Genomic DNA, 26040 nt, shown 5'->3' with positions numbered 1-26040 from the left:
GCATGGCGGTGCAACTCGTGTGGTTCAAACGCGATTTGCGCGTCCACGACCACGCCCCGCTGGCAACGGCGGCGCGCTCGGGCCCCGTGCTGGCCATCTACATCATCGAGCCCAGCCTGTGGCGCCAACCGGACGCTGCCGCTCAGCACTGGGGCTTCATCCGCGAAAGCCTGGCCGAGTTGGACGCCGCGCTGCGCGCAACCGGTCTGCCGCATGCACGGCTGCACGTGCTGATGGGCGAGGCGGTGCCGGTGCTGCAGGCATTGCATCAACGGCTTGGCGTGCAGGCCATCCACGCGCACGAGGAAACCGGCAATGCCCACACCTTTGCGCGCGACCAAGCCGTGCGCCGCTGGGCGCGCGCGCATGGCGTCGCCATGCACGAGGCGCGCCAATTCGGCGTCGTACGCGGCCTGCGCGACCGCAACCACTGGCTGGCCGAGCGCGAAGCCCTGATGGCGGCAGCCCAGGTGCGCTGGCCGCCGCCGGCGCTGACCTTTGCGCCGTGGCCGCTCGAGCGGCCAGCGCAGCTGCTCGGCGCCTGGGAAGGTGCCGCGGACACCGTCGTCTGGCGCGAGTGCGACGGCGCCTTCGCACCGAGCGCGTGGCCGGATGCAGCAGCGCTCGGCCTGGACCCCTGGCAACCCCCGAACCGCCAGCGCGGCGGCCGCAGCGCTGCCGTGACCACGCTATCCGACTTTCTGCAGGACCGCGCAGCGCTGTACCGCGGCGGCATCTCGTCGCCGTTGACGGCTCCGCAGGCATGCTCGCGCCTGTCGCCGTACTTGGCTTACGGTGTGTTGAGTCTGCGCGAGGTGGTACAGGCCACGCGCGCCCGCTGCGCTGCATGCCGCGCGCAGCCAAGCGCGAACCGCCTGGCACACCGCTTGGCAGCCGGCTTGCGCGCCTTTGAAAGCCGTCTGTTCTGGCACTGCCACTTCATCCAGAAACTGGAGAGCGAACCCGAGCTCGAATGGTGCAACCTTCACCGCGGCTACGACGGTTTGCGCGAAGACGACTGGAACCCCGCGCACTTCGATGCGCTGCAACAAGGCCGCACCGGCTGGCCCCTGGTGGACGCCTGCGTGGCTCAGCTGCGCGACAGCGGCTGGCTCAACTTTCGCATGCGCGCCATGTTGGTATCCGTGGCGGCCTACCCGTTGTGGCTGCACTGGCGGCCGGTAGGGTTGTGGCTGGCGCGCTTATTTCTGGACTACGAGCCCGGCATCCATTGGCCGCAGATGCAGATGCAGTCGGGCACCACGGGTATCAACGCCACACGCGTGTACAACCCCATCAAACAAGCGCGCGACCACGATCCGCACGGCGTATTCGTGCGGCGCTGGCTGCCGACACTGCAACGCGTGCCCGATGTCTGGCTGTTCGAACCGTGGCGCATGCCGGCTGCGCTGCAACAGCGCTGCGGTGTGCGGATCGGATATGACATCCCGGTGCCGGTGGTGGAGCTGGAGTCGGCTCTGCGCAGCGGCAAAGCGCGGCTACACGCGCGGCGCGGCACCCCGGCGATGGACGTGCTGGCCGCAGCCGTGTTACAGCGCCATGGCTCGCGCCGCGGCATGCCGGGCGCGCGCGACGCCCATGGCCGTGAACCGGCCCCGCCGCGCCGCCGCACGCCCCCCGCCGAACAACTGAGCCTGTGGTGATGATGCGCCGCAAAGCCGACCTGCCCAACAAAATCTGCCCCGTCTGCGGCCGCCCCTTCGTCTGGCGACGCAAGTGGGCGCGCGACTGGGAGGCCGTGCGCTACTGCTCCGAACGCTGCCGCCGCAACCGCCGCGGCCCACCCACCCCATGACAAACGCCGCCGCCCTGCCGCCCGCCCTCCTCGATCCAGGGCAGGCCCCTGAGCGTCCCGTGCTGCGCCTGATCTTGGGCGACCAGCTCGACCCCCAGCACCCATGGTTGGCCGAAGTGCGGCTCGACGTGCTGTATGTGCTGATGGAAGTGCGCGCCGAAACCGACTATGTGCGCCACCACGCGCAAAAGGTGTTGGCGTTGTTTGCCGCCATGCGGCGGTTTGCCACGCGCTTACACGCCGCCGGTCACTGCGTGCGCTACCTGCCCATCGACGCCGCCGACAACCGGCAAGGCATTGTCGCCAACCTGCAGGTGTTGGCGCAGTCGTTGCAGGCCGTGGCGGTGGAATACCAACAGCCCGATGAATGGCGGCTCGATGCCGAACTGCGTCTCTGGGCCCAAGCCGCCGCACTACCAGTGCGCACGGTCGATAGCGCGCACTTCTACACCGCGCGCGATGGCGTCGCCCGCGCACTGGCCGGGCACCGCCACTGGGTGATGGAGCACTTCTATCGCCGCATGCGTCGCCAGCATCGCGTCTTGATGGATGGCGATCAGCCAGCGGGTGGTCGCTGGAATTTCGATGCCGACAACCGCCAGCCGTGGCGCGGCGAGCCCGCACCGCCGCCAGACCCGCGCCCCCGCCACGATCTGCGCGCGCTGTGGGCCACGATCGTCGCCGCCGGCGTACACACCCTGGGCGACCCACAGGCACACGCCCTGCCTTGGCCGCTCGACCGCACCGAGGCGCTGGCCCAGCTCGATGCCTTCATCGCCCACGCGCTGCCCCACTTCGGGCGTTTTCAGGATGCCTTGTCGGCGCGCCACGAGCGACTGTTTCACTCGCAGTTGTCGTTTGCCCTCAACACCAAAATGCTGCGCCCCCACGAAGTGGTGGCACGCGCCGAAGCCGCTTGGCGCACCGGCCACGCCCCCTTGGCGGCGGTGGAGGGTTTCATTCGCCAGATTCTGGGCTGGCGCGAGTATGTGCGTGGGGTGTACTGGGCAAAGATGCCCGGTTATACCCGGCTCAACGCGCTCGGGCATTCCGGCCCGGTGCCCGCTTGGTATTGGACGGGTGAGACCCGCATGGCCTGCCTGCGCGCGGCCTTGCGGCAGACGCTCGATGGAGCCTACGCCCACCACATTCAGCGTTTGATGGTCACCGGCAACTTCGCCTTGCTGGCGGGCTGCAACCCCGCCGAGGTCCACCGCTGGTACCTCGGGGTCTATATCGACGCCTTCGAGTGGGTGGAGGCGCCCAACACCCTGGGCATGAGCCAGTGGGCCGATGGTGGCCTGATGGCCACCAAGCCCTATGTCAGCAGTGCGGCTTATCTGCAGCGCATGGGCGACCACTGCACCGGCTGCGCATACGACCCCAAGCAGCGCGTCGGCGCGCGCGCCTGCCCGTTCAACGCTCTGTACTGGGACTTCTTGGCGCGCCAGCGTCAGCGCCTGGCGGCACACCCGCGCATGGCAGTCATTGTGCGGCAGCTCGATCGCATGGCGGCCAGCGAGCGCGAAGCCATCACGCGCCACGCCGACGACCTGCGCGCGCGCATCGATACGCTGTAGCCACCACAGCCGATCGGCACACGCCGATCAGCGCACGGGGCTCAGGTCGAGAGCCACTCTTCGACCTTGTCGCGGGCGGGAATGCCGCCGGCATGCACCACCTTGCCGTCGATCACCACGCCCGGTGTACGCATCACGCCATAGCGCATGATGTCCGGCAAAGCCTCGACTTTTTCCAGCTTCACCTCGACACCCTTGGCCTTGGCCACCTGTTCGATCAACGCCACGGTCGTCTTGCAGTTGGCACACCCCGTGCCCAACACTTTGATGTCCTTCATGACTTTTGCTCCATTTCGATTGCACGACGAGTGCAGTGACACGAAGGCGCGATCCGAAATGCGATGCGCGCCCCACTCACTCCATTTCCATTTCCAGATACGCGCGGTTGGCCAGCTGCGGCAGCCAGACGTCCGCGTGCTTGAGGTGACGAAACGGCGTCCCATCGAAAGTCCGGATTGCCGTACTCATATCGACCCCCGCCTCCACCGCCCGCCCCATGTGCGCGCGCAACGCCCGCAGCAGGTCGCCGGTATCGCGTTGCGCCTGGGCCAATGTGGTCACCCGGCCATGGCCCGGCACCACCACCTTCGGGGCCAGCGCCTCCAGCGCCTCGAAACTCTTGAGCCAGGTGCGCGTCTTGCTCACTGGGTGCAGCCCCAAGATGCGGTCCACGTACACCACATCGCCCGTAAACACCACCCCGCTGTGCGGCAGCCACACCATCGTGTCGCCCGGTGTGTGTCCGCCGCCGCGGTGCACCAATTGGACGGTGACGCCGCCGAAGTCCAGCGTGGTGTCGTCGTCGTGCACCCAGCGCGTCGGCAACACCGGTTCGGTGCCGACCAGTTTCTCCTTCAGCACCGGCGAATTGGCCCGAATGTGCTCGGGCCCGCGTGCCAGCATATCGTCCCGCGCATGGATATGGGCGATGATTTCCGCCCCCTGCGCCTTGAAATAGCCGTTGCCCAGCCAGCGGTGGTCTTGGCCGCCAGTGTTGACGACCCAGCGGATCGGCTGATCGGTGATCCGTCGGACGGCCGCGGCGATTTTCTGGGCGCTTTGAAACGTCGCCCCACTGTCGATCAGGAGGGCGCCCGTCGGCGTCACCACCAAGCCCAGATTGGCGTTGAGCGCCTCGTTTTCATACGTGCGCCCCTCGATGTCGCCAATGTAGGCATACACCTGTGGTGCCACGGGTTGAAATACGATCTCCAACGCCTGGGCGGGCCAGGCCACGATCAGCGTCAGCGCCGCCACCAGCCCCACCCACGAGCGGTACCACCCCTTCTGCATACGAAGCCTCTCCACGGTCGTCACACTCCCCGCAACCGATCCCATCACAACACGGCGTTGAAGATGAAGCCGACGGCCAAAATGCCGGTGGCGACAACGCCCACGAACGTCGCGATCAAGCGTATCTTGAGCACCTTGCGCAAAATGATCATTTCAGGCAGCGACAACCCGATCACACTCATCATGAAGGCCAGCACGGTGCCCAACGCGGCGCCTTTGGCCAGCAGCGCCTGTACGATGGGAATGATGCCGGCGGCGTTGGCATACATCGGCACGCCAATCAGGACGGCCAACGGCACCGACCACCACGCCTCTTTGCCCATGATGCTGGCCATGAAATCCTGCAGCACCCAGCCGTGAATGCCGGCCCCCACCGCGATGCCCGCCAAAATGTACGGCCACACTTTGCCCACGATCTCGCGCACGGCAGCCAAGCCCGCCTGCACGCGGTCGGCCAAGGTGATGGCCACCGCTTCGTAGTCGGCCGACTGTTTGGGCATCGCGCGCACCCAGTCTTCCAGATGGTTCTCCAGTCGCAGCCGGCCGATGATCCAACCGGCCACAATCGCCACCGACAACCCCAGCCCCAGATACAGCGCAGCGATTTTCCAGCCGAACAAACCGACAGCAGCGCTAGGGCCACCTCGTTGACCATAGGCGCGGCGATCAGAAACGAAAACGTCACCCCCAGCGGCGCGCCCGCCTGCACGAAACCGATGAACAGCGGCACCGCCGAACACGAACAAAACGGGGTGACGATACCGAGCAAGGCCGCCATCACATTGGCCAACCCCTCGCTGCGTCCTGCCAGCAGGGCGCGCGTGCGCTCCGGGGTGAAAGTGCTGTTGACCATGCCCATAACGAACACCACTGCCGTCAACAGCAGCAGGACCTTCGGCGTGTCATAGAAGAAAAATTGCAAGGCGCTGCCCAGATGGCTGTTGCGCTCCACCGGCAGCGCCGCCACCAGCGCATCGGAGGCGGGGATGAGCGCTTGGTACAAGACCCACCACAGCAAAGCGCCGCTCAACAAAAACGGCAGCGGCTGCTTGCGCGACCAGGCGCTGACCTGGGATACGAGTGTTGCCTTACCGCAGAAGACGAAGCAGGGTGCAAAAAGATGCAATCGCCGCTTGCGCAGCAGCAGTCAACCCTCGTGGACATCCAAACCGGCTCTACACGGCGCACACCACTCCAGTCTCGGCCGCGACAGACATCACCCGCAGCGCTCGACACCACGCTGAGTGCTGTCCGCGCGCGGCGCTGCCACTGCCGCGTTGCCTCCAATCACCCTCGGTGGCTCGAACGCCGCACCTGGGCCAGATAGCAACGGGTCATGGGACGAGCGCCTGTCGCAGCGCCCGCAGCATCGCTTGGATACGCACTGGCGACTCCCACGCGCGGCCAGGGGCAAACAGCAAAACGCGCCCGCGGCGGTATTCGATGTACAGCTCACCCACCGCTGCCACCATGCGCGCCCCAAAGATGACAAAACCATCATCAGCGGCCCCCTCCTCGGCGTACAGTCTGTGCCCAGAAGGCAGGCTTTCTTTGTTTTCGACCTCGGTCAAGCCGACCAGATAACGCTCCAGGTAGTGGCCAGGCGCCAGAACCTGTACCCCCGGCGGGGCGGCTGCATCAGGCCAATCGAAAAACAACAAAGTGTGGCGGTGGGCAACGTAATAGTCGGGCGGTGAGGTGTGCTCATAGTCCAGTACCCGCACCGTGACACCCTGATAGTTACCACTGATCGTATTGCGCTCCTCACGCTGATCGCCGCGGCGCAAATAAACGAAACCATCGCGGTTGACCGTAACGCGCACACTGGCGTCGAACGATAACCCAAGCGCTTCGGCCAACCCCGCCATCGTGCGTGCACGCTCATCCAACACCACCTCGCGCCACTTGCTACCCGGTTCTTGCAGCCGCGTGGCCAGAGGATGAGCGGAAAAAGGGTGGAAATGCTCCAAGCCCTGCACCTCAAACGGACGTCCTTCAGCCGCGTACTCCTCTTCTGTGTGCTGCAAAAATTCCATTGCACTGTGGTCGATGAGCTTGGCTGACTCGGTAAAGCGTAAGACTGTGGGGTGTGCTGGCGGCACGCCTGCTATTTCTTCTTGCAGGCGCAGCGTGTTGAAGCCCAGCAAGCTACCCAGAGTGAAAACATGATGGGGTGCCGCCCCCGCATCGGTTGGCGCGTCTACGACGCGCTCGATGCGATGCTTGATAACCGGATTGCGAAACATGCCGACGATCGTCTGACGATAGAGCTGCATGGCGTCCTTGAATGTCATGCGCCCAGTGATGATCCAGCGCAGCGACGGTGTTTGCAAATAAAGCAACAACACCAATTCGATGGCGACGCCGATGAACATTCCTTTGAGCAAATCGGTCAGCAAAATCGCGATCACCGTTGCCGTAAAAACCAGTAAACGGTCACGACCAATGGCGGCAATGCGCACGAAAACGGCGGGCTCGCACAAACGCCAGCCGATATAGATTAGAATCGAAGCGATGGCTGCCAGCGGAATCAAGGTAAGCAGGGATGGTAGCGCCAACGCGAAGACGAGCAAAAAGACACCACTGTATAAATTGGACCACAAGGTCCGGGCGCCGGCGTCGATGTTGGCACGACTCGGCACGGCGTTAGGTATCACCGTCAAGCCACCTAACATACCCGAGGCCACGTTGCAAACTCCCATCGCACGCAGTGTTTTGTTGGCGTCCGACTGCCGTCGCCAGGGGTCGATTTTATCCACGGCTTTTACGCTGGCCACCGACTCCACACCATCTATCATCGTAAATGTCAACACCACCATCAACATCGGCAACCACAGATCGGGGCTTTGCAGCCACCCGGCGAAATCGGGAAACACGATACCATCGATCAATTGCTCTGGCATCGCAATACGGAAACCGGCAGGCAATTCCGCCAACCAGCCCACCAGGCCGCCGAGTGCTGCTACCACGATCGCAGGCGGAATCCAACGCCACATGGCCTGTTTCGGACGGCGCAACGCGAACAGCAGCAACAAACCACCCACGCCAATGGCGAGCGGCACAACCTGTGCCTGCGCCAACTGGGTCGGCAATTGGGTCAACGCTTCCAATACAGACTTTGCTGGCGCGGAAGGCGCACCAACCAAAGCGGGCAATTGGCGAACGATGATCATGATGCCGATGGCGGCCAGCATCGCCTCTACCACCGTCACCGGCAACAAGCTCGTGTAGCGACCGGCCTTCAGCGCCGCCAACACCAGCTGCAATATGCCAGTGAAAACCACGGCCACCAGCACCAATGGGTATCCAGCCGCCAAGTCACCGTGCCCCAGGGTGAGCATGCCCCACAGTAACACGGGCGCCAGCGCCGCGGCTGGACCGCTGACGGTCACGTATGAACCACCGAGAAAGGGATACAACAAGCCGGCGACAATGGCCGAAATCAGGCCAGCGACGGCTGGCGCGCCAGAGGCCAACGCCACACCCAACGAGAAAGGCGTCCACAGCAAGGCAACCTGAAAGCCTGCCAGCATGTCGTGCCGCCAGTGACGCAGCCCTGCCCATCCGTTTTGGGGCGCCTTTTGGGGCGCCATCTCAGCAGCGGTGGAGATTCGTGACATTTCCTTGCCCTCACGCAACCCATCGGCTCAAATAAGCATCGGCCAGTGCACACACCTCCTCGGCCTTGACCACCAACCCCAAATCGATCATCTCGGCGTTGGTGCCACCCGGGCTGTGCGATGCGGGCACCGGCTGCGGCACCAGCCCGCGGGTCTCTTCGCGAAAAAATACCGCGGTCACGACGCCCGCAAAACGTAGCGTTTCCGCCCCCACTGGCGTGGAGCCGACAATGAACACCGGGCTACCACTCGATCCCGGGTAAACTGCGGCATCGATCAAAAATTCCCGGCGTCCTTCGAAATCGAGCCCCGGCGGAGTGGCCGTGATGCCGCGCCGCAAAATTGGTAGACCGTTGACCTGATCCCACACCCCACTGGGATAGCCGACGAATAGCACATCCTCCAGTGCGTCGAGCGCTGCCGCGTCGTGACTCGTGAGCGCCTCGTGACTATCGATTGGCTGCCAATACAGCTCCACCCCTTGGTCCGCCGCAGCATCCAGCATGGGCTGCAGAGGCGTGATGGCCAAATCGACGCTGGCGTCGGGGTGCGGCAGCCAGGCGTCAGCAAAATCCTCGATGCGCAGCTCGAAGCGGCTGCGCAGCAGCGGTTGTCCCGCACGCGCCATCGTGAAGACGAGTGCCCCGCTGGCCACGTCCTCAACCAAATGGTGGTTGGTGACGACGAACAAGGCACGTCCCCGTGCGTAGGTGTGCGCCAAAACGAAAGCAGTACCCGTACCCCGGGTGCCATCGCGCAATACGGTATCGACGCGCAGGGTGTGATAGAGCAACCGCTTGTGCGCCGTGTCAATCGTCCATGCCGTCATGGCCGCGTCTCCTGCTGAGTGGCACACCTCGCGTTGATCTCCTGCACGGCGCGATGCGCCGCGCGTTGCGCTTCGGCCGCCTCGGCCTCGCTACCCATCATGGTCAAGCGGCCGAAACTGCCAAACGGCTTGACATCGATCAATGTGACATTCGCAGCTTTTTCCGCTTCGTTAGCTGCATAAATCACGTAGCCGGCCGGCTCGACCTCGAGGATGAACATGCTCTTGCCAGGCAGCAGCATGGAGCCCTTCCGCAGCTGGCGGTTGATGAGCGTGGCGTGGTCGGGTGTGACGGCGCGAATCACCTCGCTCCAGGTAACGCGGCACGGCAAGCGCGCCTGCTCGGTGGTGCGCAACTGTTCCAAAATAACGCCGCCAGCAGCCAGTACTTCGCTCTGGTTACGGTAGTGGATCTCCATCGAGCCAAATGCCCGCTCCACGACTTGCTCGCCCATGCGCACATTGGTGGCTTTGAGCGCGATGTCGGATAAGCGGTGTACGGCCATTCCAGGCGCCACTTCGACCCACAAGCAGGCGTCCCCGGGTACTGGCAAAAATCCCTGCGACGATGTGGCGATATGCGACGCCAGCTGAGGCTGCAGCGCATCGATGAACACGTAGGTGCGCAAGGTGATCGTTTGCATCGCCATCCCTAGCGCGTCAGACCCAGGTACAACAGGGGCAGCTGCTGCGGTAGCCGCTCCACCCGATCCAACACCGTGTAGTGACGTGGTCCAAAAATACGCGCCACATAGCGATCGGCGTGCGGGTCGAGCGACAAGCAATAGGTCACGATGCCATCGCGCTGCAAATCCTGGACCGCACGCTGCGCATCCAAACGTAGATATTGCGGGTCGGGCACGTCACGGTCAGCAGGTTCGCCATCGGTGATGACAAACAGGATCTTTTTGCGCTGTGGCTGCCGCCGCAACCAACGGCCACCGTGACGCAGCGCCGCGCCCATTCGTGTGGAGTATTGCGCTTTCATTGCCGCCAAGCGAGCTTTGGCGGCATCGCGCCACGGCTCATCGAAATCCTTGAAGCGCAGGTACTGCACGTCATGCCGACCATCGGAGCAAAAGCCATGCAGAGCAAAGCGATCGCCCAGCCGGTCCAACGCCTCGGCCAACAGGACGCTAGCGGCGCGCGTCAGCTCCAACACCGTGTGGTCTTGCCCGCGCACGCGCTCATTGGCCGATTCGGACAAGTCCAGCAGCACCAGCACCGCCACGTCGCGTACATGGCGCTGGTGCCGCATCATGATCCGGGGATCGGGCTGCTGACCCATACGCACATCGGTCAGGGCACGTACGACAGCATCCAGGTCGAGGTCGTCGCCCTCTTCCAAACGCCGTATGCGCTGCACCCCCTGTGGCGCCATCGCCTCGATGAGATGGCGCAGGCCCTTGATCACCAACTGATGCTCTTCGATCAAACGCTCGATGATCTGCAAGTCGCCAGCACTACCACGGCGCTCGATCACCGTCACCCAATCGGGTCGCTCAAGCTGTAACTGATAATCCCATTCGGGGTAATGCACTGGGTCGGCCACCGGTGGACGGCCCTCCAGGCTGTTGATGGTCACCCCTTCCTCATCCAGCCAAAACTCGGTGGGCAGCACCCAGATTTCTTGTGCATCGTCACCCGCGAATTCGACCGGTACTTCATTGACCATCTCCATCAGTGAGACCCGGCGCCTGACCTGGCGCGGCCCGCTCCAGCTGGCCGCCCAGGCCATCGCTTCGTCGTACTGCCCGGCCATCCAAATCCAGCGGTTGTCGTCGCGGTACAGCGCGCGCAAGCCATCCAGCCGCGCAGAAAACGCCGGTAGCCCGTCGCCCTGCAAGCACTCGCGCAAACGCTGCGCCAAGTGCCGACCGGTCTGCAGGCTGAGTTGCGGGTCATCCCAGCGGGGCCATGCCGCCAGCGCCGCCACGCCCTCCGCCACCCACGGATGGGAGTCATCGCCGCATCCGGCCAACCAAGCACGTGCCAAGCGGTTAATCAAATCACCCGCCCGCTGCACCGAGGGATCCGGTGTTGGATGTAGGGCCAACCACGCCTGCCGCATCCGCGGAAAACGCTGGCAAGCGAGGTACTCAACACGTGCATCTTCGACTGCCTCGACCATGGCGCGCTCGAGCGCATCGAGACCCTCTTGCGGCAGAGCCGTCGCACCGAACACCAAATGGGCAGCACAGTGGTTGAGCGCGGCGCGATAGACCTCCATCGCCCCGACTACCGCCTCCGCCGGGGTGGCGTCACCATCGGGGCGCACATCATCGTACGCGTCGGCGACATAAATCACATAACGCTCGATGTAAGGGCGCAACCCTTCGCGGGACTCGAAGTCGCCAGCAGTGGGACGCATCAGGAAATCGCGCCCCCACATTGCGCGCAGGTATATGCCCAGCTTGCGCTGCACGTCTACGAACAACGTACCGCGCCGCTCCTGTTGCAACACGGCCAGCGCATCTGGGCTTTGCAACGAAAAATAGCGCTGTTGGCCCTCAAAGTCGGTTTTGTACGCCTGGGCACCCCACTGCACCCACCGGCGCAACCCTCCCAGGGTCAATTGCGATAGCAAGCGATCCAGGTGCTCCAACATCGGGCGCAGCCCACGGGGGGCCTGCGCCAGCATGATAGATAATACCTGTAGGTACTGGCGAAACAGGTTGGCATCCCCCAAGCGATCGGCTGCCAGGGGCGCGGTCTGCACCACCAGAGTAAGTACCTGCCCGCTGGTTTTCGAGGCCATGCTGAGGAGAAAGTTGACCAAGTCAGGCAATACCTCCTCGCCCAAGGCGCGCGCCACGGCTGGCACGTGCTGCAAATAGCTCACCACGAGCTCTTCGCCGCGACCGAGTTCATGCAGAGCGCGCGCGCCCCTGAGGTAGTTGTCCAACCCACGCGCCGAAAATGCCCGCGCCGCCTCGTTCCAGGCGGCGCGCAGCACCGTCTGGGCATCTCCCGGCAACTCGGCCAGGAGCTCGGCATAGTCATCGAGTTGGATGGCCATGAACCGCCGCTGTGATGTATTTAGAAATAAGTTGCTACAGCCGCTTCGAGCGCATCGCGCATGTCGGGATCGTCCGTGATGGGGCGCACCAACGCCATGTGACAAGCAGCCACAGGCGAGACACCGTGCGCGATCAAACCGGCGGCATAAATCAACATACGCGTCGACAGCCCCTCATCCAGGCCATGACCCTTCAGATTGCGCGACCGCTGCCCGATGTGAACCAATTTTTCCGCAATCTCGCGCGCCACCCCCGACTCATGTGCAACGATTTCCGCCTCGACTTCCGGTTCAGGGTAATCGAAATCCAACGCCACGAAACGTTGCTTGGTCGACTGCTTGAGATCCTTCATCAGGCTTTGGTAGCCGGGGTTGTACGAGATCACCAACTGAAAATCCGGATGAGCGTGGATCAATTCACCCTTCTTGTCCAATGGCAGCTGGCGGCGTGCGTCGGTGAGCGGATGGATCACCACCGTGGTGTCCTGCCGGGCTTCCACCACTTCGTCCAAATAACAAATCGCACCATGCCGCGCCGCCAGCGCCAACGGCCCATCTTGCCAACGCGTACCCTGCGCGTCCAACAAAAACCGCCCCACTAGGTCAGAGGCCGTCATGTCCTCGTGGCACGCCACGGTCACCAATGGCTTGCCCAACCGATGCGCCATGTATTCGACGAACCGGGTCTTACCGCAACCCGTGGGACCTTTGAGCATCACTGGCATGCGTGCCGCGTAAGCTGCCTCGTACAAAGACACCTCATCGGCCACGGGCCGCCAGTACGGTTGATGGCGAATCCGAAAGGGATCGAGGACCCCATGCTCCGCGCTTGTGGCCGACGCGGCAACGACGCGAACTGCCGCTGCCGGCTCGACGTGTGTGGCCGCCGGTACCGCTGACCACGCTTGCGGCGTCGTGTGAGCCGCCTGACGATAAAAACGGGACGTGTTGGTTCGCATCGCTGAAGGGTTCGAGGGCGGAAAAAACAATTTGAAAACTCAACGAGTCGGTGGGCCCTGCTCAATCGGGCCAGATCCGCGCTGGAAAGAGCACAGAACCACTGGCTGGCGGTATTTGTGCCGGATCGTGAAGTGGGGCCACTGTTACCGGCGCATCCGTCGCGGGTGACGTCGTTGCTGCGGTGGCAGATGGCCGGCGTCGGCGCGGTGACCGAGGAGAGCTCGCTGTCGCGGTCTCGGCTGATGCCGCTGCAGCAGATGGTGCGGGTACGCCTGCGGACCCGGCGGCCGTTTGGGCGGCAGCACGAACGCTGCCTGCCAGCTTGCGTGACAAAGTACTCATGGCCATAACTCCTCGATAATGGCGTCGATTTCTTGCACCGCGGCCGCGGCACGCAAACCCATCGCGTAAACAGACGTCCCTTCCATGGCCGCCATGCGATAGACGGCTCGCTTGCGCACTGCGGTGCGCAGCACCGGCACACCGAATTCGCGCAAAGCATCGTGCATTGCGGCAGACAGCGCACTGCCTGGTTCGGCCTGGTTGACCACCAACCTGACCTGCAATGCAGGGTTGTCGGCGCTTGCTTGCCGGATCGCATCGATGAGCTGCCAATTGGCCCATAGATCCAGGGGAGATGGCAAAACGGGCACCAACGCCCACTGGACTTCGCGCAGCGCGCGCTGCGTTGCCTGATGACCGCTTGCGGGGGGGCAGTCCCAAACCAGATAACGCACGTCGGACGCCGTGTCCGCTGCTGCGTCACCCACTACCGGAAAATCCAACGCTCGCGCACCTTGCCGCGCCCACTGTGTCGCCGAGCCCTGTGGATCTACATCCACCAACGCAGTGCGTGCCCGGCGGGCAAGGCCAGCTGCCAACTGAACGGCGAGCGTCGTCTTGCCACAGCCGCCCTTTTGGTTGACGACGGCTACGGACGCCGGACGCGCACCGGTCATGGCTGTGTCGCCTCAGAGGCAGGGCGCACCAGCGCATCGATGCGCCGCGCCGCCTCCCAATCGGCAGGCGACAAGGAATCGCCCTCGGCACTGATGGTCACGTTCACATACGTGGTGCCGAAGTTGACGTTTTGTGGCGTCACACCACATGCATCGCACACTGCCTGCATGTCATCCAAAAAGCGACGTGTTTGGGCGTAGCTGTCAAACACGAAGCGACGAAACAGGTGATCAGGACGACTGCCGCGGGTCCAGCCAGACAGGTCTGAGGTATCCATCATGCGATCCTTTCTCGCCCTGCATTGCGAAAGTGCTGCACTTCGGCTTGCAGCAGCTCTTGCATCAACGCGTGGGTGCCCTCGTCGCGCATGCGCTGGGCGTGTTCAGCCGCATCTTGGTACAAGCGCACCGCCTGCCACTCCATGGCATGCACGATGCCATCGAAATCTTGCGGCCCCCGCCCCAAACGCGCGGGCGGCAGCGCCCCTGCTGAGGGCGCCGCGCCCAACTGGATCAAGCGCTCCATCAACCGCTCGGCGTGAGCCAGCTCTTCCAATGCCTCATCACGCCAGCGTTCGGCACCTTCGGCATCCCCCAGCAAACGGGCCAATACCGATTGCGCTAGGTACTGCTGAACGGCACCGAACTCGTGCTGCAGCGCCCGATTCAGCCAACCGATGGTGCGGTTGTCGCTCATCATGTCTCCCGCCGGCTCGCTGGAGCGCTCAGCTGCGCGTGGTCGCCACCTCGAGGTCGCGTCCACCACCGTCGGCTTGCGGACGCGTGGGCAAGATGCCCTCGACCTCGCTATGCACGCGCGCGATGATGTGCGCCGCCACCAGCCCGTCGCCCACACGCTCGCAGGCGTCGGCACCGGCGCGAACCGCGGCATTCACCGCTCCCGTTTCACCACGCACCATCACGGTGACATAGCCGCCACCGACGAACTGGCGCCCGATCAGCCGTACCTCTGCGGCTTTGGACATGGCGTCGGCGGCTTCGATGGCGGGCACCAAGCCACGCGTCTCGATCATCCCCAGCGCAATTCCGGTGTATTGAGCCATCTCGTTCTCCGTAGCGTTGGACAACCATCATCAAGCGCTGGGCGCGGTGGGCAAAATGCCCTCGACTTCGCTGTGCACGCGCGCGATGATGTGCGCCGCCACCAGCCCGTCACCAACGCGCTCACAGGCGTCGGCACCGGCACGAACCGCCGCGTTCACCGCCCCCGTCTCACCGCGCACCATCACGGTGACATAACCGCCACCGACGAATTGGCGACCGATCAGTCGCACTTCGGCGGCCTTGGTCATCGCGTCTGCCGCTTCGATGGCAGGAACGAGACCGCGAGTTTCGATCATTCCCAGGGCGATACCTGTGGTGTTGGCCATGGCTGTACTCCTTCAAAGTGTGCCCGGTGTGCCCCGAGCGGGTTACAAAAAATCACGTCCTGTCGGCTGGCTTGGCGCCCCCCGCCAGCCCAGGGGGGTTCGTCGTTCCCACTGGTGCCGGACCTTCCTGCCCCCAGTGGTCGATGATTCCGCAAATCGTCAAGTCGGTAATCGCAGTGTGGTCCGGCATCGCCAAGCGCGCGGCGCTGCCCGTGGTCGCAAAAACCCAGCTACCCACGGGGGCACCCACAGCGTCGGTGGCCACCGAAACGACACCCTGCGCGCTACGTACAATCCGCAACGCGTGGTGGCGCAGCCCTTCGACCCGGCGTGTGCATACCAGCTCATCCATGACACGCACGATATCCATCTCAGCCCCCCTCAGGTGACCAGTGGTCGATGATGCCGACGATGGTGAGATCGGACGGGAAATCCTTTGATCCGGCCGCTTCGCGCGCCGCCGACGAGCCCACACAAATCACCCAGTCACCGGGCACGCATCCAACCGCATCGACGGCCACGCTACGAGCCCCGCCAACCTTTTCTTGCACCACCAACAGCGGCCGATGTCCAAAGGCCTCGATGCGGTTGGTCGATACGAGGGTTTTTTCGACGCGCATGATCTTCATGGTTCATGCCTCTTTAGTGCATACAAGGGCTGACCGAAGCATCATCGGCGACGAACGCCAGTGGCTCACGCCCACGGCGGTCGCTGACCGCGACACAGCACTGCAACAGCCCGCGCGAGCACAACTCCGCATAGCGCGTCGCGATTGCCGCCCGTATACGTTGCCCGCGCTGCACCGCACGCGCGCGCGAGTCCGGTACTGCCGAGCTGTACTGAAAATGCACGAGCACCGGCACCGGCAAACCGCGACGAACATTCAATCCGGAAAAGATGCGGATGCCGACGTCAAGGTCTGCGGCCCCCTCTTCCACCGTATCTAAATGAGCGTAATAAAACTGATTACGAAGGTGCAACCGCGGCACCATGTCGCCGACGCAAATGAACTGTTCATCGTGACCGATGACTGCATACCGCCCGGCGTGATGATGGAGCACATATTCGATTTGAGAAAAATTCGCCACCAGCCACGCCACAGCGAGCCCCTGCATGCCTGACTCGTTGCCTTTCGCACCTAGTCCACCGAGGTCATGTGCGTATGATTTGACAGCCTGCTCGATATGCCCGAGCGCAACGTCGGCCGGCAATCCCAGTGTCTGGCGATACAAATGTGCACTATCTAGAAATCGCTGTGCATGCAAACGGCCCGAGATATCCGGCAGATGAATACGAATGGCATCCAGATCGGTGTCGACGCCGATGAGCACCACCTGCGGGGCCATATCGGGGCCGAATTGCTCCGCCACCGCATGACGCAGTGCATAAAGACGCTCGATGGCTGCTGTGATCGCCACGTCGTCGTGACTCCCGTGCGCAGCACATCCCTGCTGCGTTGGACTCGACGAACTGAAGTGATATACCGCCACTTTCAAATAGTCTAGGCCAAAAACGCCCGATGCGTATTGGTGTACCTGACGCTGCGCCCAATCCGCCACGTCGTTTTCGATGTCGAACAACGCTCCGGCATAGGCTTTGACCAATACAGCTTCGTCAGGGACGGTACGCAAGACGAAGGGCAACAAACCCTGCAAGCGACCATCGGCACACGGACTGATGTCAACGGTGTGATAGCCGAATTCACGCCAGCGTGCGACATTGAGCGGCAACGCAGTACGCCATGCAGCTTGATCGAAATCGGCACTCGCCACACAGCGGGCAACTCCCTCGAACGTTGCGTGCGCGAACAACGTCTTCATGTCGACACCAGCCACCCAAGCATGCTCCAGGGCCGACTGCGGCCAACGCAGACCGAGGCGCTGCTCGGCCATGACCTGCGCTTTCTCGGCGAAATCCAGATCGTGCTGATACGGTGACAACGAACGGAGTACATCTTCGATCGCGTCGAATCGATCCCGAATGACGCGCTCGTAGCGAAACAATGCCTCGTTGAGTCGCGCATCGACCAACGCATGCGCGCAGGATTGCGGGTCACTCGCTGCGCACGCGGGATGCGACGGCAAGGTGGCGCCATCCGCGCGCCGCACGGCGATATGCCGCACGAGAGCCGGCGCTGCTGGCCGACGCCCCAGGGCTTGCATACGCTTGTACGTATTCATGATGCGCGACGTGTCAAAGCCGATCCAACGCGGATAAAGCGACCCTCAGCCGCGCGCCCCGCCCGAGACGGTTACCACGGCGCCGCGCTCCGTAGTCCCGGATGAGCCAGTGACCGGACTGGCGGGAACGTCAGCCCGCGGCAGGTCTCTGTGAGCCCGCGCGTGTGTACCAACGCTGCGTGGCTGACCACGCAACGACGGATTGCGTGCGGCAGCAGAGGGCCCTTCGGTGCCTGTGACGCGCCCAGTGGATCCCCAAGCGTCCCCGGTGATACGCACACCCGATTGACTGCCCTCTCCAGTCAAACGATAGGCACTGCTTTTTTGCGCGTTCCACTCCGGTGCACCACCCTTGCGGTGGCGAAACTCCGGCGTGCCGGTCACCAGACCGCCTGCCTTGTTGCCAGGCCCGGTGATGCGGTCATCCGCTTGCGATGGTATGCCGGTGACGACGGCCTCACGCCGTTCACGTGCCAGGCGGGCGGGCGAACGTACGCTGAAATCCGAGGGCGGCTCGACAGCCGGCGCACTGTTGGCTTGAGGAAAGCGCGTCAACCAACGGCTGCTAACCGTGCACGATGCGTGCAGATTGTCCGGACCGATATACGGTGTTCCGGTCACCGGCTCACACGCACCACGTTCATCACCCGTGATGTCACCGCCGCCAACACCCGGTGTATCACCCGTGGCGCTTTGTGGCCGCCACGTAGCGGGTTGACGCCCGCTGTGCCCGGAAATCACATTCGTTTGAAGGAAGCGGGCGTACTGCGTACCCGTGATGGTGCGCTCGCGGCCTGCCTCTGCACCGGTAACCTCGGGTACCGGCGTGGCCACCGCCGTACCCGTCACCGCTTGCCCTCCACGGCTGGACATGACGCTGACTTTTTGCGGCTGGCGTGGGCGCTCCGTCATACAAAGAGCTATGTCCTCGCCAGACAGATATTGGGTTCCGGTGATGCCGCGACACAGACCGGTTTCATTACCGGTGATGCGGCTACCCGCCCGCATGGCCGGACCGGTCACAGAATTACCCCCGAGGGTTTGACTTGACACCACTTTGGCGGCCTCCGGTACCGGAATCTGCTCGCAGGCCGCTTCATAGTGATCGGCCCCCAAATATTCATCCCCGGTGACTAGCCGGCAAGCGCCGTGTTCGTCACCCGTGACACGCGGACTACGCGACAAATTCAATCCCGTGACGCGTTGCCCTTGCAGCGTGCGCGACTCCTCCACACCAGAGGTGCTGAGCGAGGCGGCCGGCCGTGGGCGAATTCGTCCCGAGGGACGCGAACTAGGGGTCGCAGCAGTAGCTACGCGCCCGCTGAGCGACTGCACGAGGCGACGCTGCATGGCCAGCTGGCGCCCTGTGGCCCCTTTGTCCAATACAGCTTTCCAATCGGCTTGGGGCAACGTCGCGACCAAGCGCGCGGCCTGCGAGACGCGCTGTATCCCGTTCTTACCGTCCCGGGCGAGCGCCTCGCGACGGGCGCGCGCCAAAGCACGCCCGGTGGGCGCTGGCACCGACGCCCGTGGCGCGTCGCCAGCCCCGCCGACAGATGACGCCTCGGCGCGACAGACCGCGCCACCGCAGCCGCAGCCGCAGCCACCGTTGAACGAGCCCGCGGGCGTGGTTACAGGCATCCGGTCCCCTGTGCTTGCCGGCAACGCCGCACGCATCTGATGGGCGCCGGTCTTGACCAATGCTGCGCGCCCCTGTGTCGCCAGCGCGGCACGCCGCTGTCGCGCCAGCTCGCGCCCCGACAACGTGGCGCTCATGCTTGCCGTCAAGCTCATGGTGCGTCCCCCATTTGGATGCGGCTTTCAGCGATAGACGACAAACGCCAGACCCTGACTTTGGGCGTAGTTGTCATACGCCACAAAGCGCACCAGATGATCGGGAAATTCACGGTGGCAGGCCTCCAGTTCGGCCATCACAGCGTCCACGCTCTGCTCACCGAACATCGGCAACTTCCACATGTACCAAAAGCTCACGCTGGCCGGGGTACCCCGTTCGCTGTGTTCGACCGCCGGGTTCCAACCTTGTGCGATGGCATAGGCGATTTGCCGACGCACTTGTTCGGGCGTCATTTGCGGCAGATAAGAAAACGTCTCGTAGCGCAACTGCGACTTGTAAGCTTCGACAGCCATGACGACACTCCTTAATACGATGGGCAAACTGGGAAGACGAATCGACTCTGCTTTACGCGCTCACTTGTGCGCGACATCGAGCTTGTCGACCGTATCAAATTCGAACTTGATCTCCTTCCAGGTCTCCATGGCGATCTTGAGTTCCGGCGAGTGCTGTGCCGCCGCGGTCAAGATTTCCTTGCCTTCCTTCTCAAGGTTACGCCCCTCGTTGCGTGCCTGTACGCAGGCTTCCAACGCCACCCGATTGGCATGCGCACCGGCTGCATTACCCCAAGGGTGCCCCAACGTACCACCGCCAAACTGCAGCACCGAGTCGTCTCCAAAAATGGTGACGAGGGCCGGCATGTGCCAGACGTGAATACCACCCGAGGCGACTGCAAACGCGCCCGGCATCGATCCCCAGTCCTGATCGAAGAAAATGCCGCGCGAACGATCCTCGGGCACATAGCTTTCGCGCAACAAATCGATCCACCCCAAGGTCGAGGCCCGATCACCCTCCAACTTACCCACCACGGTACCCGTGTGGAGGTGATCACCACCGGACAGACGCAGTACTTTGGTCAAGACACGGAAGTGGATGCCATGGCGCGGGTTACGATCGATGACGGCGTGCATGGCGCGGTGGATATGCAACAGCATCCCGTTGTTGCGACACCAGTTGGCCAGTCCAGTGTTGGCACAAAACCCACCGGTGATGAAGTCGTGCATGATGATGGGAGCACCAATCTCTTTCGCATACTCGGCACGCCTGTACATTTCCTCCGGCGTCGGCGCCGTCACGTTCAGATAATGCCCCTTACGCTCACCAGTCTCACGCTCGGCTTTCTGGATGGCTTCCATGACGAAGTCGAAGCGTTCACGCCAACGCATGAAAGGCTGGCTGTTGACGTTTTCATCGTCCTTGGTGAAATCCAGACCGCCGCGCAGACACTCATAAACGGCGCGACCGTAGTTCTTGGCCGACAGTCCAAGCTTCGGCTTGATGGTGCAACCCAACAGGGGACGGCCATATTTGTTGAGCTTGTCGCGCTCGACCTGGATGCCGTTGGGCGGCCCGCCGCAGGTCTTTACGTATGCCAGCGGAAAGCGGACATCTTCCAAGCGCAGTGCGCGAACGGCCTTGAAACCAAATACGTTGCCAACCAGGGATGTAAAGACATTGACAACCGAACCCTCTTCGAAGAGATCGATCGGGTAGGCGATGTATGCATAGAAGGCCGTGTCATCCCCCGGCACATCCTCGATACGATAGGCTCGACCCTTGTAGTAATCCAGATCGGTCAACAGGTCGGTCCACACCGTGGTCCAGGTACCGGTGGAAGATTCAGCAGCCACCGCTGCCGCCGCCTCTTCACGGTCTACCCCTGGCTGGGGTGTGATCTTGAACACCGCCAAAATATCCGAGTCCAGCGGTGTGTAATCCGGCATCCAGTAGGTTTGGCGGTATTCCTTGACACCGGCGTTGTAGGTCTTGACGGCCATGGGTGCTCCTCGCAAAGATGGTTCAGGGACGGTGGGTGCAGGTGACTGCCTCAGGTCTGCATTGTGTTGGGGTTTTCCATTTAGACAAAGTAAAATGTTCTAACTGAAATCATTTACTAATGTAAAATGAGCATATGAACCCACGCCATCTGACCCTCCACCAACTGCGCATCTTTCTGGCGGTCGCGCGCCGCGGCAGCTTCGCCCGTGCCGCCGAAGCACTGCACCTGGCTCCCCCTACACTGTCGCTGCAAGTCAAACAGTTATCCGATGCCGTGGGGCTGCCTCTGTTCGAGCAAATCGGCAAGCGTATCTACCTGACGCCAGCCGGCGAGCTGCTGGCACAGGCAGCCGGCGACGTGGAGGAGCGTTTGTTGCAGCTGGCCGACGACGTTGCGGCGTTGCGCGGCGTGGAACGCGGGCGGGTGCGCGTGGCGGTGTTGACCACTGCGCAGTACGTGGTACCCAAGCTGCTGGGGGCGTTTTGCGCCAGCCACCCGGGCATCGACGTGGCCATGCACGTGGGCAACCGTGAAGCGTTGTTGCAGCGCCTCGCCGCCAATCAGGACGACTTGTATGTACTCGGCGCCGCACCCGAGCACCTGGACGTGGTCACCGAGCCGTTCGCCGACAACCCCCTGGTACTGATTGCGCCACCGACGCATCCCCTGGCGCGTGCCCGTGACATCGACCCGCAGCGCTTGGCCGAGGAGCCCTTCGTGCTGCGCGAACCGGGCTCGGGTACGCGCTCCACGGCGGAGCGCTTCTTCGCCGAGCACGGCGTGAGTCTGCGCGTGCGGCTGGAGGTGGGCAGTAACGAGGCCGTCAAGCAAACCGTCGCTGGTGGCTTGGGGGTGGCCGTACTATCGGCACATGCGGTGGCAGCCGAATTGGCGCTGGGCGAACTGGTGGCCTTGGATGTGCGCGGCTTTCCCTTGCTGCGGCGCTGGCAGTTGCTGCACCCGGCGGGCAAGCGCCTATCGCCCGCGGCGCTGGCGTTCAAGCAGTGGTTGCAGACCCACCGTCCGACCTTCCCGCCGGCAGCGGGCGAATGAGCACCTCGTCGATGCGGTGCCCTTCGGTACGCGAGACCTCGAATGACCAACGCCCGATGGTGATGTGGTCGCCCACGTTGAGCAGGCGCCCTGCCGCCAACATCAACAAGCCGGCCACCGTATGGTAACGCTCCTTGTCTTCATCTGGCAGCTCATCGATATCCAGGCGTGCCTTGAGCTCGTGCGCCGGCATGGCACCGTCCACACGCCAGCCGCCGTCTGGCAGCGGCGTGGCCCAAGCGTCTTCCGGAACCTGCGCTGACAACTCGCCCGTGATGGCCTCCAACAGGTCCAGCGGGGTCAACAAGCCTTGTACCACGCCGTACTCATCGACGACAAACACCATGCGCATGGCGCGGGCGCGAAACTGCTCCAGCAACTCCAGGCCGCTGAGCGTCTCGGGCACGAAGGTCGCCGGCAGCGCGTCGCGCGCCCAGTCGGTCTCGCGCCCGCCGATTTCGTCCAGGGCCATCAGGTGCGTCAGCGCCACCACGCCTTGCACATGGTCCAACCCGCCACGGGCCACCGGATACCACGAGTGCCCGCTCTGGCGCGCGCGGCGCAGCACCTCGGTCAGCGGCTCGCCCGCCTCCAGCCAATCGATGTCCGAGCGCGGCACCATCAGGCTGCCCAGCTGCCGGTCATCCAGCGCCAGCACATTGCGCACCATGCGGTGCTCCTGCCGCTTGATCACGCCGGCGCCCAAGCCTTCGCGCAAGCTGGCGTGGATCTCCTCCTCCGTCACCGCGCGGGCCGCGTCGGTGTCGATGCGCAGCAGACGTAGCACCGCATGCGTGGTGGCCGACAGCAGCAGCACGAAGGGCTTGGCCACCCGGGCCACACCGGCCATGGGCCGTGCCACCCAGCGCGCGACGGCCTCCGGGTAGAGCTGGCCGATGCGCTTGGGCACCAACTCGCCAAAGACGATTGTCAAGAACGTGATGGCCGCCACGACGATGGCCGTGGCGGACACCGAGGCCGTCACGTCGGACCACCCCCAACCGCGAAACCGGTCGGCCAGCCCGTCGCTGAACGCCGCCTCGCCCACGATGCCGTTGAGCATGCCGATGGAGGTGATCCCCACCTGCACGGACGACAAAAACTGCGTCGGGTTGTCCAGCAGTTGCAGTGCGGCGCGGGCCCCTTTGTCCCCCGCTTCGGCCAGGGCCGACAGTCGCGCCCGGCGGCTGGCCGCCAACGCCAGCTCGGACATGGCAAACGCCCCATTGAGCAGGGTCAGAAAGACGATCAGCAGGATATCCATAATGTGCGCCCATGGCACTGTACCTGATTGGCGACGTCCAGGGCTGCGACGGCGCGCTGCAGCACCTGCTGGACGAAATCGGCTTTTCCCCCAGCCGGGACCGCCTGGTCCTGCTGGGCGATCTGGTCAACCGCGGGCCCGCATCGCTGGCCGTACTGCGACGGCTGCGCGCTCTGGAGGGGGCTGCCGAGGCGCTGTTGGGCAACCATGATTTGCATCTGCTGGCGGTGGCCGCCGGCGTGCGCCAGCCGCATCGCAACGACACCCTGCACGACATCCTGAACGCACCGGACCGCGCCACGCTGCTGGACTGGCTGCGCCAGCGGCCGCTGGCCTTGACGGCCGAGGGGTGGCTGTTGGTCCACGCCGGCGTGCTGCCGGTTTGGACGCCCACCGAGGTGCTGCGGTTGGCGGAGGAAGTGCAAGCGCGGCTGCGCGCGCCCGATCACGCCGACTGGTTGCGGCAGATGTACGGCAACGAACCGGCGCGCTGGGACGAGACACTGCAGGGCAGCGCGCGCTGGCGCGTGATCGTCAACGCCCTGACACGGCTGCGCTTCTGCCGCCCCGACGGAGAGATGGAATTTGCGACCAAGGACAGCGCAGCGGCGGCCCCGCCGGGCTTCGTGCCGTGGTTCGACGTGCCGGGGCGCCGCAGCGCCGGCACGCCCATCGCCTTCGGTCACTGGTCGACTCTCGGGCCGCTGCAGCGGCCCGACCTGCTGGCGCTGGACAGCGGCTGCGTCTGGGGCGGACAGCTCAGCGCGGCCTGCCTGCCGCACGCCCCCGTGGCGGACGCACGGCAGGTCGAAATCATCCGGATACCGTGTCCGCAGGCTCAGGCACCGGGTCGGGGGATGTGAGCGCCGGCAACGGCGCACGCAACAGGGCCGGCACCTTGCGCTTGGGGCGGATATAGGCCGACAACCCGCGCGGCGTCGACGCCTTGGTCTGGGCCTCCCACTGCGGTTTGGCATCGGGTGGCAGCGACGGTTCGTAGGGTTGATCGTAGAGCGGATCGGCGGCGGCCACGGCCACCCGTGCCGCAGGCGACGTCCCCCGCTCGCCTCGGGTGCCAGCACCCGCTGGTCGGGACGGCCGCGCCTGATCGCGCGGTTCGGCGTCGCCACCAACCGGCCGCTCCTGACGACGGGAATGCGCCCGGCGCGTCTCTTCCAGTGTCAGCGGCTCCACCTCGACGCGGCGACCGATGAGCTTCTCGATATCCGCCAGCAGCTTGGCGTCTTTGCCCGTGACGAACGACACCGCCAAGCCCGACGCTCCCGCCCGTCCGGTGCGGCCGATGCGATGCACGTAATCCTCGGCATTGAACGGGATGTCGACGTTGAACACCGCGGGCACATCCTTGATGTCCAGACCGCGCGCGGCCACATCGGTGCATACCAGCCAATCGACCTGGCCTTGCTTGAACGCATCGAGCGCCTTCAGGCGCTCTTCTTGGCTCTTGTCGCCGTGCAGGGCCGCCACGCGCAGGCCGTCACGCTGCAGCGCTCGCGCCAGCCGTGCGCAGCCCAACTTGCTGTTGACGAACACGAAGGCCTGTTTGACCTGCAACTGCTGCAGCAGCTGCAACAGCGCCGCGCGCTTGTCGGCCTCTTCCACGCAGAAAAAACGCTGCTCGACGGTGGCGGCGGTGGTGTTGGCACGCGCCACCTCGATCACCACCGGGTCGTGCAGGTAGCTCGCCGCCAGGCGCTTGATCTCCGGCGAGAACGTGGCCGAAAACAACAGTGTCGTGCGCTGCTGGGGCAGATACGACAGGATGCGCTGTAAATCCGGCAAAAAGCCGATGTCGAGCATGCGGTCGGCCTCATCCAGCACGACATACTCGACCTGATTGAGCACCGCCGTCTTGGCCTCGATATGGTCCAGCAGACGGCCGGGCGTGGCAACCAAGACCTCCACCCCCTTTCGCAATTCCTCGATCTGCGGCTTCATGTCCATGCCGCCGAAGACCACGGCGCTGCGCAGGGGCGTGTACTTCGCGTAGAGCTTGATCTGCTGTGCCACCTGGTCGGCCAGCTCGCGGGTGGGCAATAGCACCAGCGCCCGCACCGGGTGCCGAGCCGGCGAGGTCGAGGTGTTGGCGTGGCGCAACAAACGTTGCAACAAGGGCAGCGAAAACGCGGCCGTTTTGCCGGTGCCGGTCTGGGCCGCGCCCATCACGTCGCGCCCTTGCAGCACCACCGGAATGGCCTGCGCCTGGATGGGCGTCATGGTGGTGTAGCCCATCTCAGCCACGGCGCGGGCCAAGGGTTCGGCCAGATTCAGTTCAGAAAACGCTTGTGTCATCGGGCCCTATTGTCGCACCGCAGCACCCGCCGCGCCAGCGCGAAACGACGCGGGGGCCCGGCTCGGCCCCTGCGGTCCTGCCGATCGGCTCAACCACCGGCCCCCGTGCACGTTACCACCGCGCGGGCCA

The 26040-nt window shown here is 64.1% G+C and carries 25 protein-coding genes and 1 pseudogene; 5 read left to right on the top strand and 21 right to left on the bottom strand.

Annotation, left to right across the window (positions count from 1 at the left end):
* Positions 1–2: 2 nt before the first annotated feature.
* Genes Tchar_RS04125 through Tchar_RS04115 form a run of 3 tightly spaced genes read left to right on the top strand, consistent with a single transcriptional unit; the run spans position 3 to position 3396 of the window.
* Complete coding sequence (locus tag Tchar_RS04125; RefSeq protein WP_144327816.1) at positions 3–1664, top strand: FAD-binding domain-containing protein; 1662 nt, start codon at positions 3–5, stop codon at positions 1662–1664.
* Positions 1664–1816: a DUF2256 domain-containing protein gene (locus tag Tchar_RS04120; RefSeq protein ID WP_408033534.1), complete on the top strand. Its 153-nt coding sequence runs from the start codon at positions 1664–1666 to the stop codon at positions 1814–1816. The genes Tchar_RS04125 and Tchar_RS04120 overlap by 1 nt, the downstream gene beginning before the upstream one ends.
* Entirely contained in the window at positions 1813–3396 is a 1584-nt protein-coding gene (locus Tchar_RS04115) for a cryptochrome/photolyase family protein (protein WP_144327814.1), read from the top strand. Before Tchar_RS04120 ends, Tchar_RS04115 begins: the two co-directional genes overlap by 4 nt.
* Positions 3397–3437: 41 nt before the next feature.
* Here Tchar_RS04115 and Tchar_RS04110 read toward each other — a convergent pair whose 3' ends face one another.
* The 19 genes and pseudogenes from Tchar_RS04110 to Tchar_RS04020 all read right to left on the bottom strand — a co-directional run bounded on the left by Tchar_RS04110 (position 3438) and on the right by Tchar_RS04020 (position 21278).
* Complete coding sequence (locus Tchar_RS04110; protein WP_144327813.1) at positions 3438–3674, bottom strand: thioredoxin family protein; 237 nt, start codon at positions 3672–3674, stop codon at positions 3438–3440.
* 76 nt (positions 3675–3750) lie between these two features.
* Positions 3751–4689 carry an MBL fold metallo-hydrolase gene (locus tag Tchar_RS04105; RefSeq protein ID WP_144327812.1) on the bottom strand — a complete coding sequence of 313 codons (939 nt, stop codon included), beginning with the start codon at positions 4687–4689 and terminating at the stop codon, positions 3751–3753.
* A 44-nt stretch (positions 4690–4733) separates the two neighbouring features.
* Positions 4734–5641, bottom strand: a pseudogene (locus tag Tchar_RS04100) (permease).
* 382 nt (positions 5642–6023) lie between these two features.
* Positions 6024–8222 (bottom strand): SulP family inorganic anion transporter, encoded by a 2199-nt coding sequence (locus Tchar_RS04095; RefSeq protein ID WP_161595447.1) that lies wholly within the window; start codon positions 8220–8222, stop codon positions 6024–6026.
* A gap of 97 nt (positions 8223–8319) precedes the next feature.
* Positions 8320–9138: a S1 family peptidase gene (locus Tchar_RS04090; RefSeq protein WP_144327810.1), complete on the bottom strand. Its 819-nt coding sequence runs from the start codon at positions 9136–9138 to the stop codon at positions 8320–8322.
* Positions 9135–9782: a hypothetical protein gene (locus tag Tchar_RS04085; RefSeq protein WP_144327809.1), complete on the bottom strand. Its 648-nt coding sequence runs from the start codon at positions 9780–9782 to the stop codon at positions 9135–9137. The genes Tchar_RS04090 and Tchar_RS04085 overlap by 4 nt, the downstream gene beginning before the upstream one ends.
* 8 nt (positions 9783–9790) lie before the next feature.
* The gene (locus Tchar_RS04080) at positions 9791–12157 is read right to left on the bottom strand and encodes a nitric oxide reductase activation protein NorD (protein WP_144327808.1); all 2367 of its coding nucleotides are present in this window, start codon (positions 12155–12157) and stop codon (positions 9791–9793) included.
* Positions 12158–12177: 20 nt separating this feature from the next.
* On the bottom strand, positions 12178–13116 hold the full coding sequence (locus tag Tchar_RS04075; protein WP_144327807.1) for a CbbQ/NirQ/NorQ/GpvN family protein: 939 nt from the start codon (positions 13114–13116) through the stop codon (positions 12178–12180).
* A gap of 339 nt (positions 13117–13455) precedes the next feature.
* A complete protein-coding gene (locus Tchar_RS04070) occupies positions 13456–14076 on the bottom strand; it encodes a ParA family protein (protein WP_144327806.1) in 621 nt (206 codons plus the stop codon).
* Positions 14073–14354, bottom strand: coding sequence for a 4a-hydroxytetrahydrobiopterin dehydratase (locus tag Tchar_RS04065; RefSeq protein ID WP_144327805.1), 282 nt, complete (start codon positions 14352–14354; stop codon positions 14073–14075). Before Tchar_RS04065 ends, Tchar_RS04070 begins: the two co-directional genes overlap by 4 nt.
* The gene (locus Tchar_RS04060) at positions 14354–14773 is read right to left on the bottom strand and encodes a ferritin-like domain-containing protein (RefSeq protein WP_236640201.1); all 420 of its coding nucleotides are present in this window, start codon (positions 14771–14773) and stop codon (positions 14354–14356) included. Before Tchar_RS04060 ends, Tchar_RS04065 begins: the two co-directional genes overlap by 1 nt.
* Before the next feature lie 28 nt (positions 14774–14801).
* On the bottom strand, positions 14802–15140 hold the full coding sequence (locus Tchar_RS04055) for a BMC domain-containing protein (RefSeq protein WP_144327803.1): 339 nt from the start codon (positions 15138–15140) through the stop codon (positions 14802–14804).
* A gap of 30 nt (positions 15141–15170) precedes the next feature.
* A complete protein-coding gene (locus Tchar_RS04050; RefSeq protein ID WP_144327802.1) occupies positions 15171–15467 on the bottom strand; it encodes a BMC domain-containing protein in 297 nt (98 codons plus the stop codon).
* A gap of 52 nt (positions 15468–15519) precedes the next feature.
* Positions 15520–15837 carry a carboxysome peptide B gene (locus Tchar_RS04045; RefSeq protein WP_144327801.1) on the bottom strand — a complete coding sequence of 106 codons (318 nt, stop codon included), beginning with the start codon at positions 15835–15837 and terminating at the stop codon, positions 15520–15522.
* A 1-nt stretch (position 15838) separates the two neighbouring features.
* Entirely contained in the window at positions 15839–16096 is a 258-nt protein-coding gene (locus Tchar_RS04040) for a carboxysome peptide A (protein ID WP_144327800.1), read from the bottom strand.
* A 13-nt stretch (positions 16097–16109) separates the two neighbouring features.
* The gene (locus tag Tchar_RS04035) at positions 16110–17648 is read right to left on the bottom strand and encodes a carboxysome shell carbonic anhydrase (RefSeq protein ID WP_144327799.1); all 1539 of its coding nucleotides are present in this window, start codon (positions 17646–17648) and stop codon (positions 16110–16112) included.
* Positions 17649–17693: 45 nt separating this feature from the next.
* Positions 17694–19289, bottom strand: coding sequence for a CsoS2 family carboxysome shell protein (locus Tchar_RS14300; protein WP_408033535.1), 1596 nt, complete (start codon positions 19287–19289; stop codon positions 17694–17696).
* Positions 19290–19469: 180 nt separating this feature from the next.
* Positions 19470–19796, bottom strand: a complete 327-nt coding sequence (locus Tchar_RS04025; protein ID WP_144327797.1) for a ribulose bisphosphate carboxylase small subunit — start codon at positions 19794–19796, stop codon at positions 19470–19472.
* Positions 19797–19856: 60 nt separating this feature from the next.
* Complete coding sequence (locus tag Tchar_RS04020) at positions 19857–21278, bottom strand: form I ribulose bisphosphate carboxylase large subunit (RefSeq protein WP_144327796.1); 1422 nt, start codon at positions 21276–21278, stop codon at positions 19857–19859.
* 134 nt (positions 21279–21412) lie between these two features.
* Between Tchar_RS04020 and Tchar_RS04015 the strand changes: the two genes are divergently transcribed.
* Positions 21413–22333 carry a LysR family transcriptional regulator gene (locus Tchar_RS04015; RefSeq protein ID WP_144327795.1) on the top strand — a complete coding sequence of 307 codons (921 nt, stop codon included), beginning with the start codon at positions 21413–21415 and terminating at the stop codon, positions 22331–22333.
* Here Tchar_RS04015 and Tchar_RS04010 read toward each other — a convergent pair.
* The gene (locus tag Tchar_RS04010) at positions 22278–23597 is read right to left on the bottom strand and encodes a hemolysin family protein (protein WP_144327794.1); all 1320 of its coding nucleotides are present in this window, start codon (positions 23595–23597) and stop codon (positions 22278–22280) included. The two genes, Tchar_RS04015 and Tchar_RS04010, sit on opposite strands and share 56 nt — an antisense overlap.
* A gap of 11 nt (positions 23598–23608) precedes the next feature.
* Here Tchar_RS04010 and Tchar_RS04005 point away from each other — a divergent pair, with 11 nt between their 5' ends.
* Complete coding sequence (locus tag Tchar_RS04005) at positions 23609–24460, top strand: symmetrical bis(5'-nucleosyl)-tetraphosphatase (RefSeq protein WP_144327793.1); 852 nt, start codon at positions 23609–23611, stop codon at positions 24458–24460.
* Here the strand turns inward: Tchar_RS04005 and Tchar_RS04000 are convergent.
* Positions 24411–25910: a DEAD/DEAH box helicase gene (locus Tchar_RS04000; RefSeq protein ID WP_144327792.1), complete on the bottom strand. Its 1500-nt coding sequence runs from the start codon at positions 25908–25910 to the stop codon at positions 24411–24413. The two genes, Tchar_RS04005 and Tchar_RS04000, sit on opposite strands and share 50 nt — an antisense overlap.
* Positions 25911–26040 lie beyond the last annotated feature (130 nt).

This window comes from Tepidimonas charontis (genome assembly GCF_007556685.1).
Taxonomy (GTDB): Bacteria; Pseudomonadota; Gammaproteobacteria; order Burkholderiales; family Burkholderiaceae_C; genus Tepidimonas; species Tepidimonas charontis.
This window is presented reverse-complemented; position numbering and strand designations above follow the sequence as displayed.

Excerpts from the sequence above, each read along its gene's own strand:
- Tchar_RS04060 (WP_236640201.1), bottom strand. The coding sequence starts at position 14,773 with ATGAGCGACAACCGCACCATCGGTTGGCTGAATCGGGCGCTGCAGCAC.
- Tchar_RS04015 (WP_144327795.1), top strand. The coding sequence starts at position 21,413 with ATGAACCCACGCCATCTGACCCTCCACCAACTGCGCATCTTTCTGGCG.
- Tchar_RS04090 (WP_144327810.1), bottom strand. The coding sequence starts at position 9,138 with ATGACGGCATGGACGATTGACACGGCGCACAAGCGGTTGCTCTATCAC.
- Tchar_RS04050 (WP_144327802.1), bottom strand. The coding sequence starts at position 15,467 with ATGGCCAACACCACAGGTATCGCCCTGGGAATGATCGAAACTCGCGGT.
- Tchar_RS04035 (WP_144327799.1), bottom strand. The coding sequence starts at position 17,648 with ATGAATACGTACAAGCGTATGCAAGCCCTGGGGCGTCGGCCAGCAGCG.
- Tchar_RS04110 (WP_144327813.1), bottom strand. The coding sequence starts at position 3,674 with ATGAAGGACATCAAAGTGTTGGGCACGGGGTGTGCCAACTGCAAGACG.
- Tchar_RS04045 (WP_144327801.1), bottom strand. The coding sequence starts at position 15,837 with ATGGATATCGTGCGTGTCATGGATGAGCTGGTATGCACACGCCGGGTC.
- Tchar_RS04040 (WP_144327800.1), bottom strand. The coding sequence starts at position 16,096 with ATGAAGATCATGCGCGTCGAAAAAACCCTCGTATCGACCAACCGCATC.
- Tchar_RS04115 (WP_144327814.1), top strand. The coding sequence starts at position 1,813 with ATGACAAACGCCGCCGCCCTGCCGCCCGCCCTCCTCGATCCAGGGCAG.
- Tchar_RS04095 (WP_161595447.1), bottom strand. The coding sequence starts at position 8,222 with ATGCTGGCAGGCTTTCAGGTTGCCTTGCTGTGGACGCCTTTCTCGTTG.
- Tchar_RS04075 (WP_144327807.1), bottom strand. The coding sequence starts at position 13,116 with ATGCGAACCAACACGTCCCGTTTTTATCGTCAGGCGGCTCACACGACG.
- Tchar_RS04005 (WP_144327793.1), top strand. The coding sequence starts at position 23,609 with ATGGCACTGTACCTGATTGGCGACGTCCAGGGCTGCGACGGCGCGCTG.
- Tchar_RS04085 (WP_144327809.1), bottom strand. The coding sequence starts at position 9,782 with ATGCAAACGATCACCTTGCGCACCTACGTGTTCATCGATGCGCTGCAG.
- Tchar_RS04020 (WP_144327796.1), bottom strand. The coding sequence starts at position 21,278 with ATGGCCGTCAAGACCTACAACGCCGGTGTCAAGGAATACCGCCAAACC.
- Tchar_RS04000 (WP_144327792.1), bottom strand. The coding sequence starts at position 25,910 with ATGACACAAGCGTTTTCTGAACTGAATCTGGCCGAACCCTTGGCCCGC.
- Tchar_RS04010 (WP_144327794.1), bottom strand. The coding sequence starts at position 23,597 with ATGGATATCCTGCTGATCGTCTTTCTGACCCTGCTCAATGGGGCGTTT.
- Tchar_RS04120 (WP_408033534.1), top strand. The coding sequence starts at position 1,664 with ATGATGCGCCGCAAAGCCGACCTGCCCAACAAAATCTGCCCCGTCTGC.
- Tchar_RS04065 (WP_144327805.1), bottom strand. The coding sequence starts at position 14,354 with ATGGATACCTCAGACCTGTCTGGCTGGACCCGCGGCAGTCGTCCTGAT.
- Tchar_RS14300 (WP_408033535.1), bottom strand. The coding sequence starts at position 19,289 with ATGCCTGTAACCACGCCCGCGGGCTCGTTCAACGGTGGCTGCGGCTGC.
- Tchar_RS04105 (WP_144327812.1), bottom strand. The coding sequence starts at position 4,689 with ATGCAGAAGGGGTGGTACCGCTCGTGGGTGGGGCTGGTGGCGGCGCTG.
- Tchar_RS04125 (WP_144327816.1), top strand. The coding sequence starts at position 3 with ATGGCGGTGCAACTCGTGTGGTTCAAACGCGATTTGCGCGTCCACGAC.
- Tchar_RS04055 (WP_144327803.1), bottom strand. The coding sequence starts at position 15,140 with ATGGCTCAATACACCGGAATTGCGCTGGGGATGATCGAGACGCGTGGC.
- Tchar_RS04070 (WP_144327806.1), bottom strand. The coding sequence starts at position 14,076 with ATGACCGGTGCGCGTCCGGCGTCCGTAGCCGTCGTCAACCAAAAGGGC.
- Tchar_RS04080 (WP_144327808.1), bottom strand. The coding sequence starts at position 12,157 with ATGGCCATCCAACTCGATGACTATGCCGAGCTCCTGGCCGAGTTGCCG.
- Tchar_RS04025 (WP_144327797.1), bottom strand. The coding sequence starts at position 19,796 with ATGGCTGTCGAAGCTTACAAGTCGCAGTTGCGCTACGAGACGTTTTCT.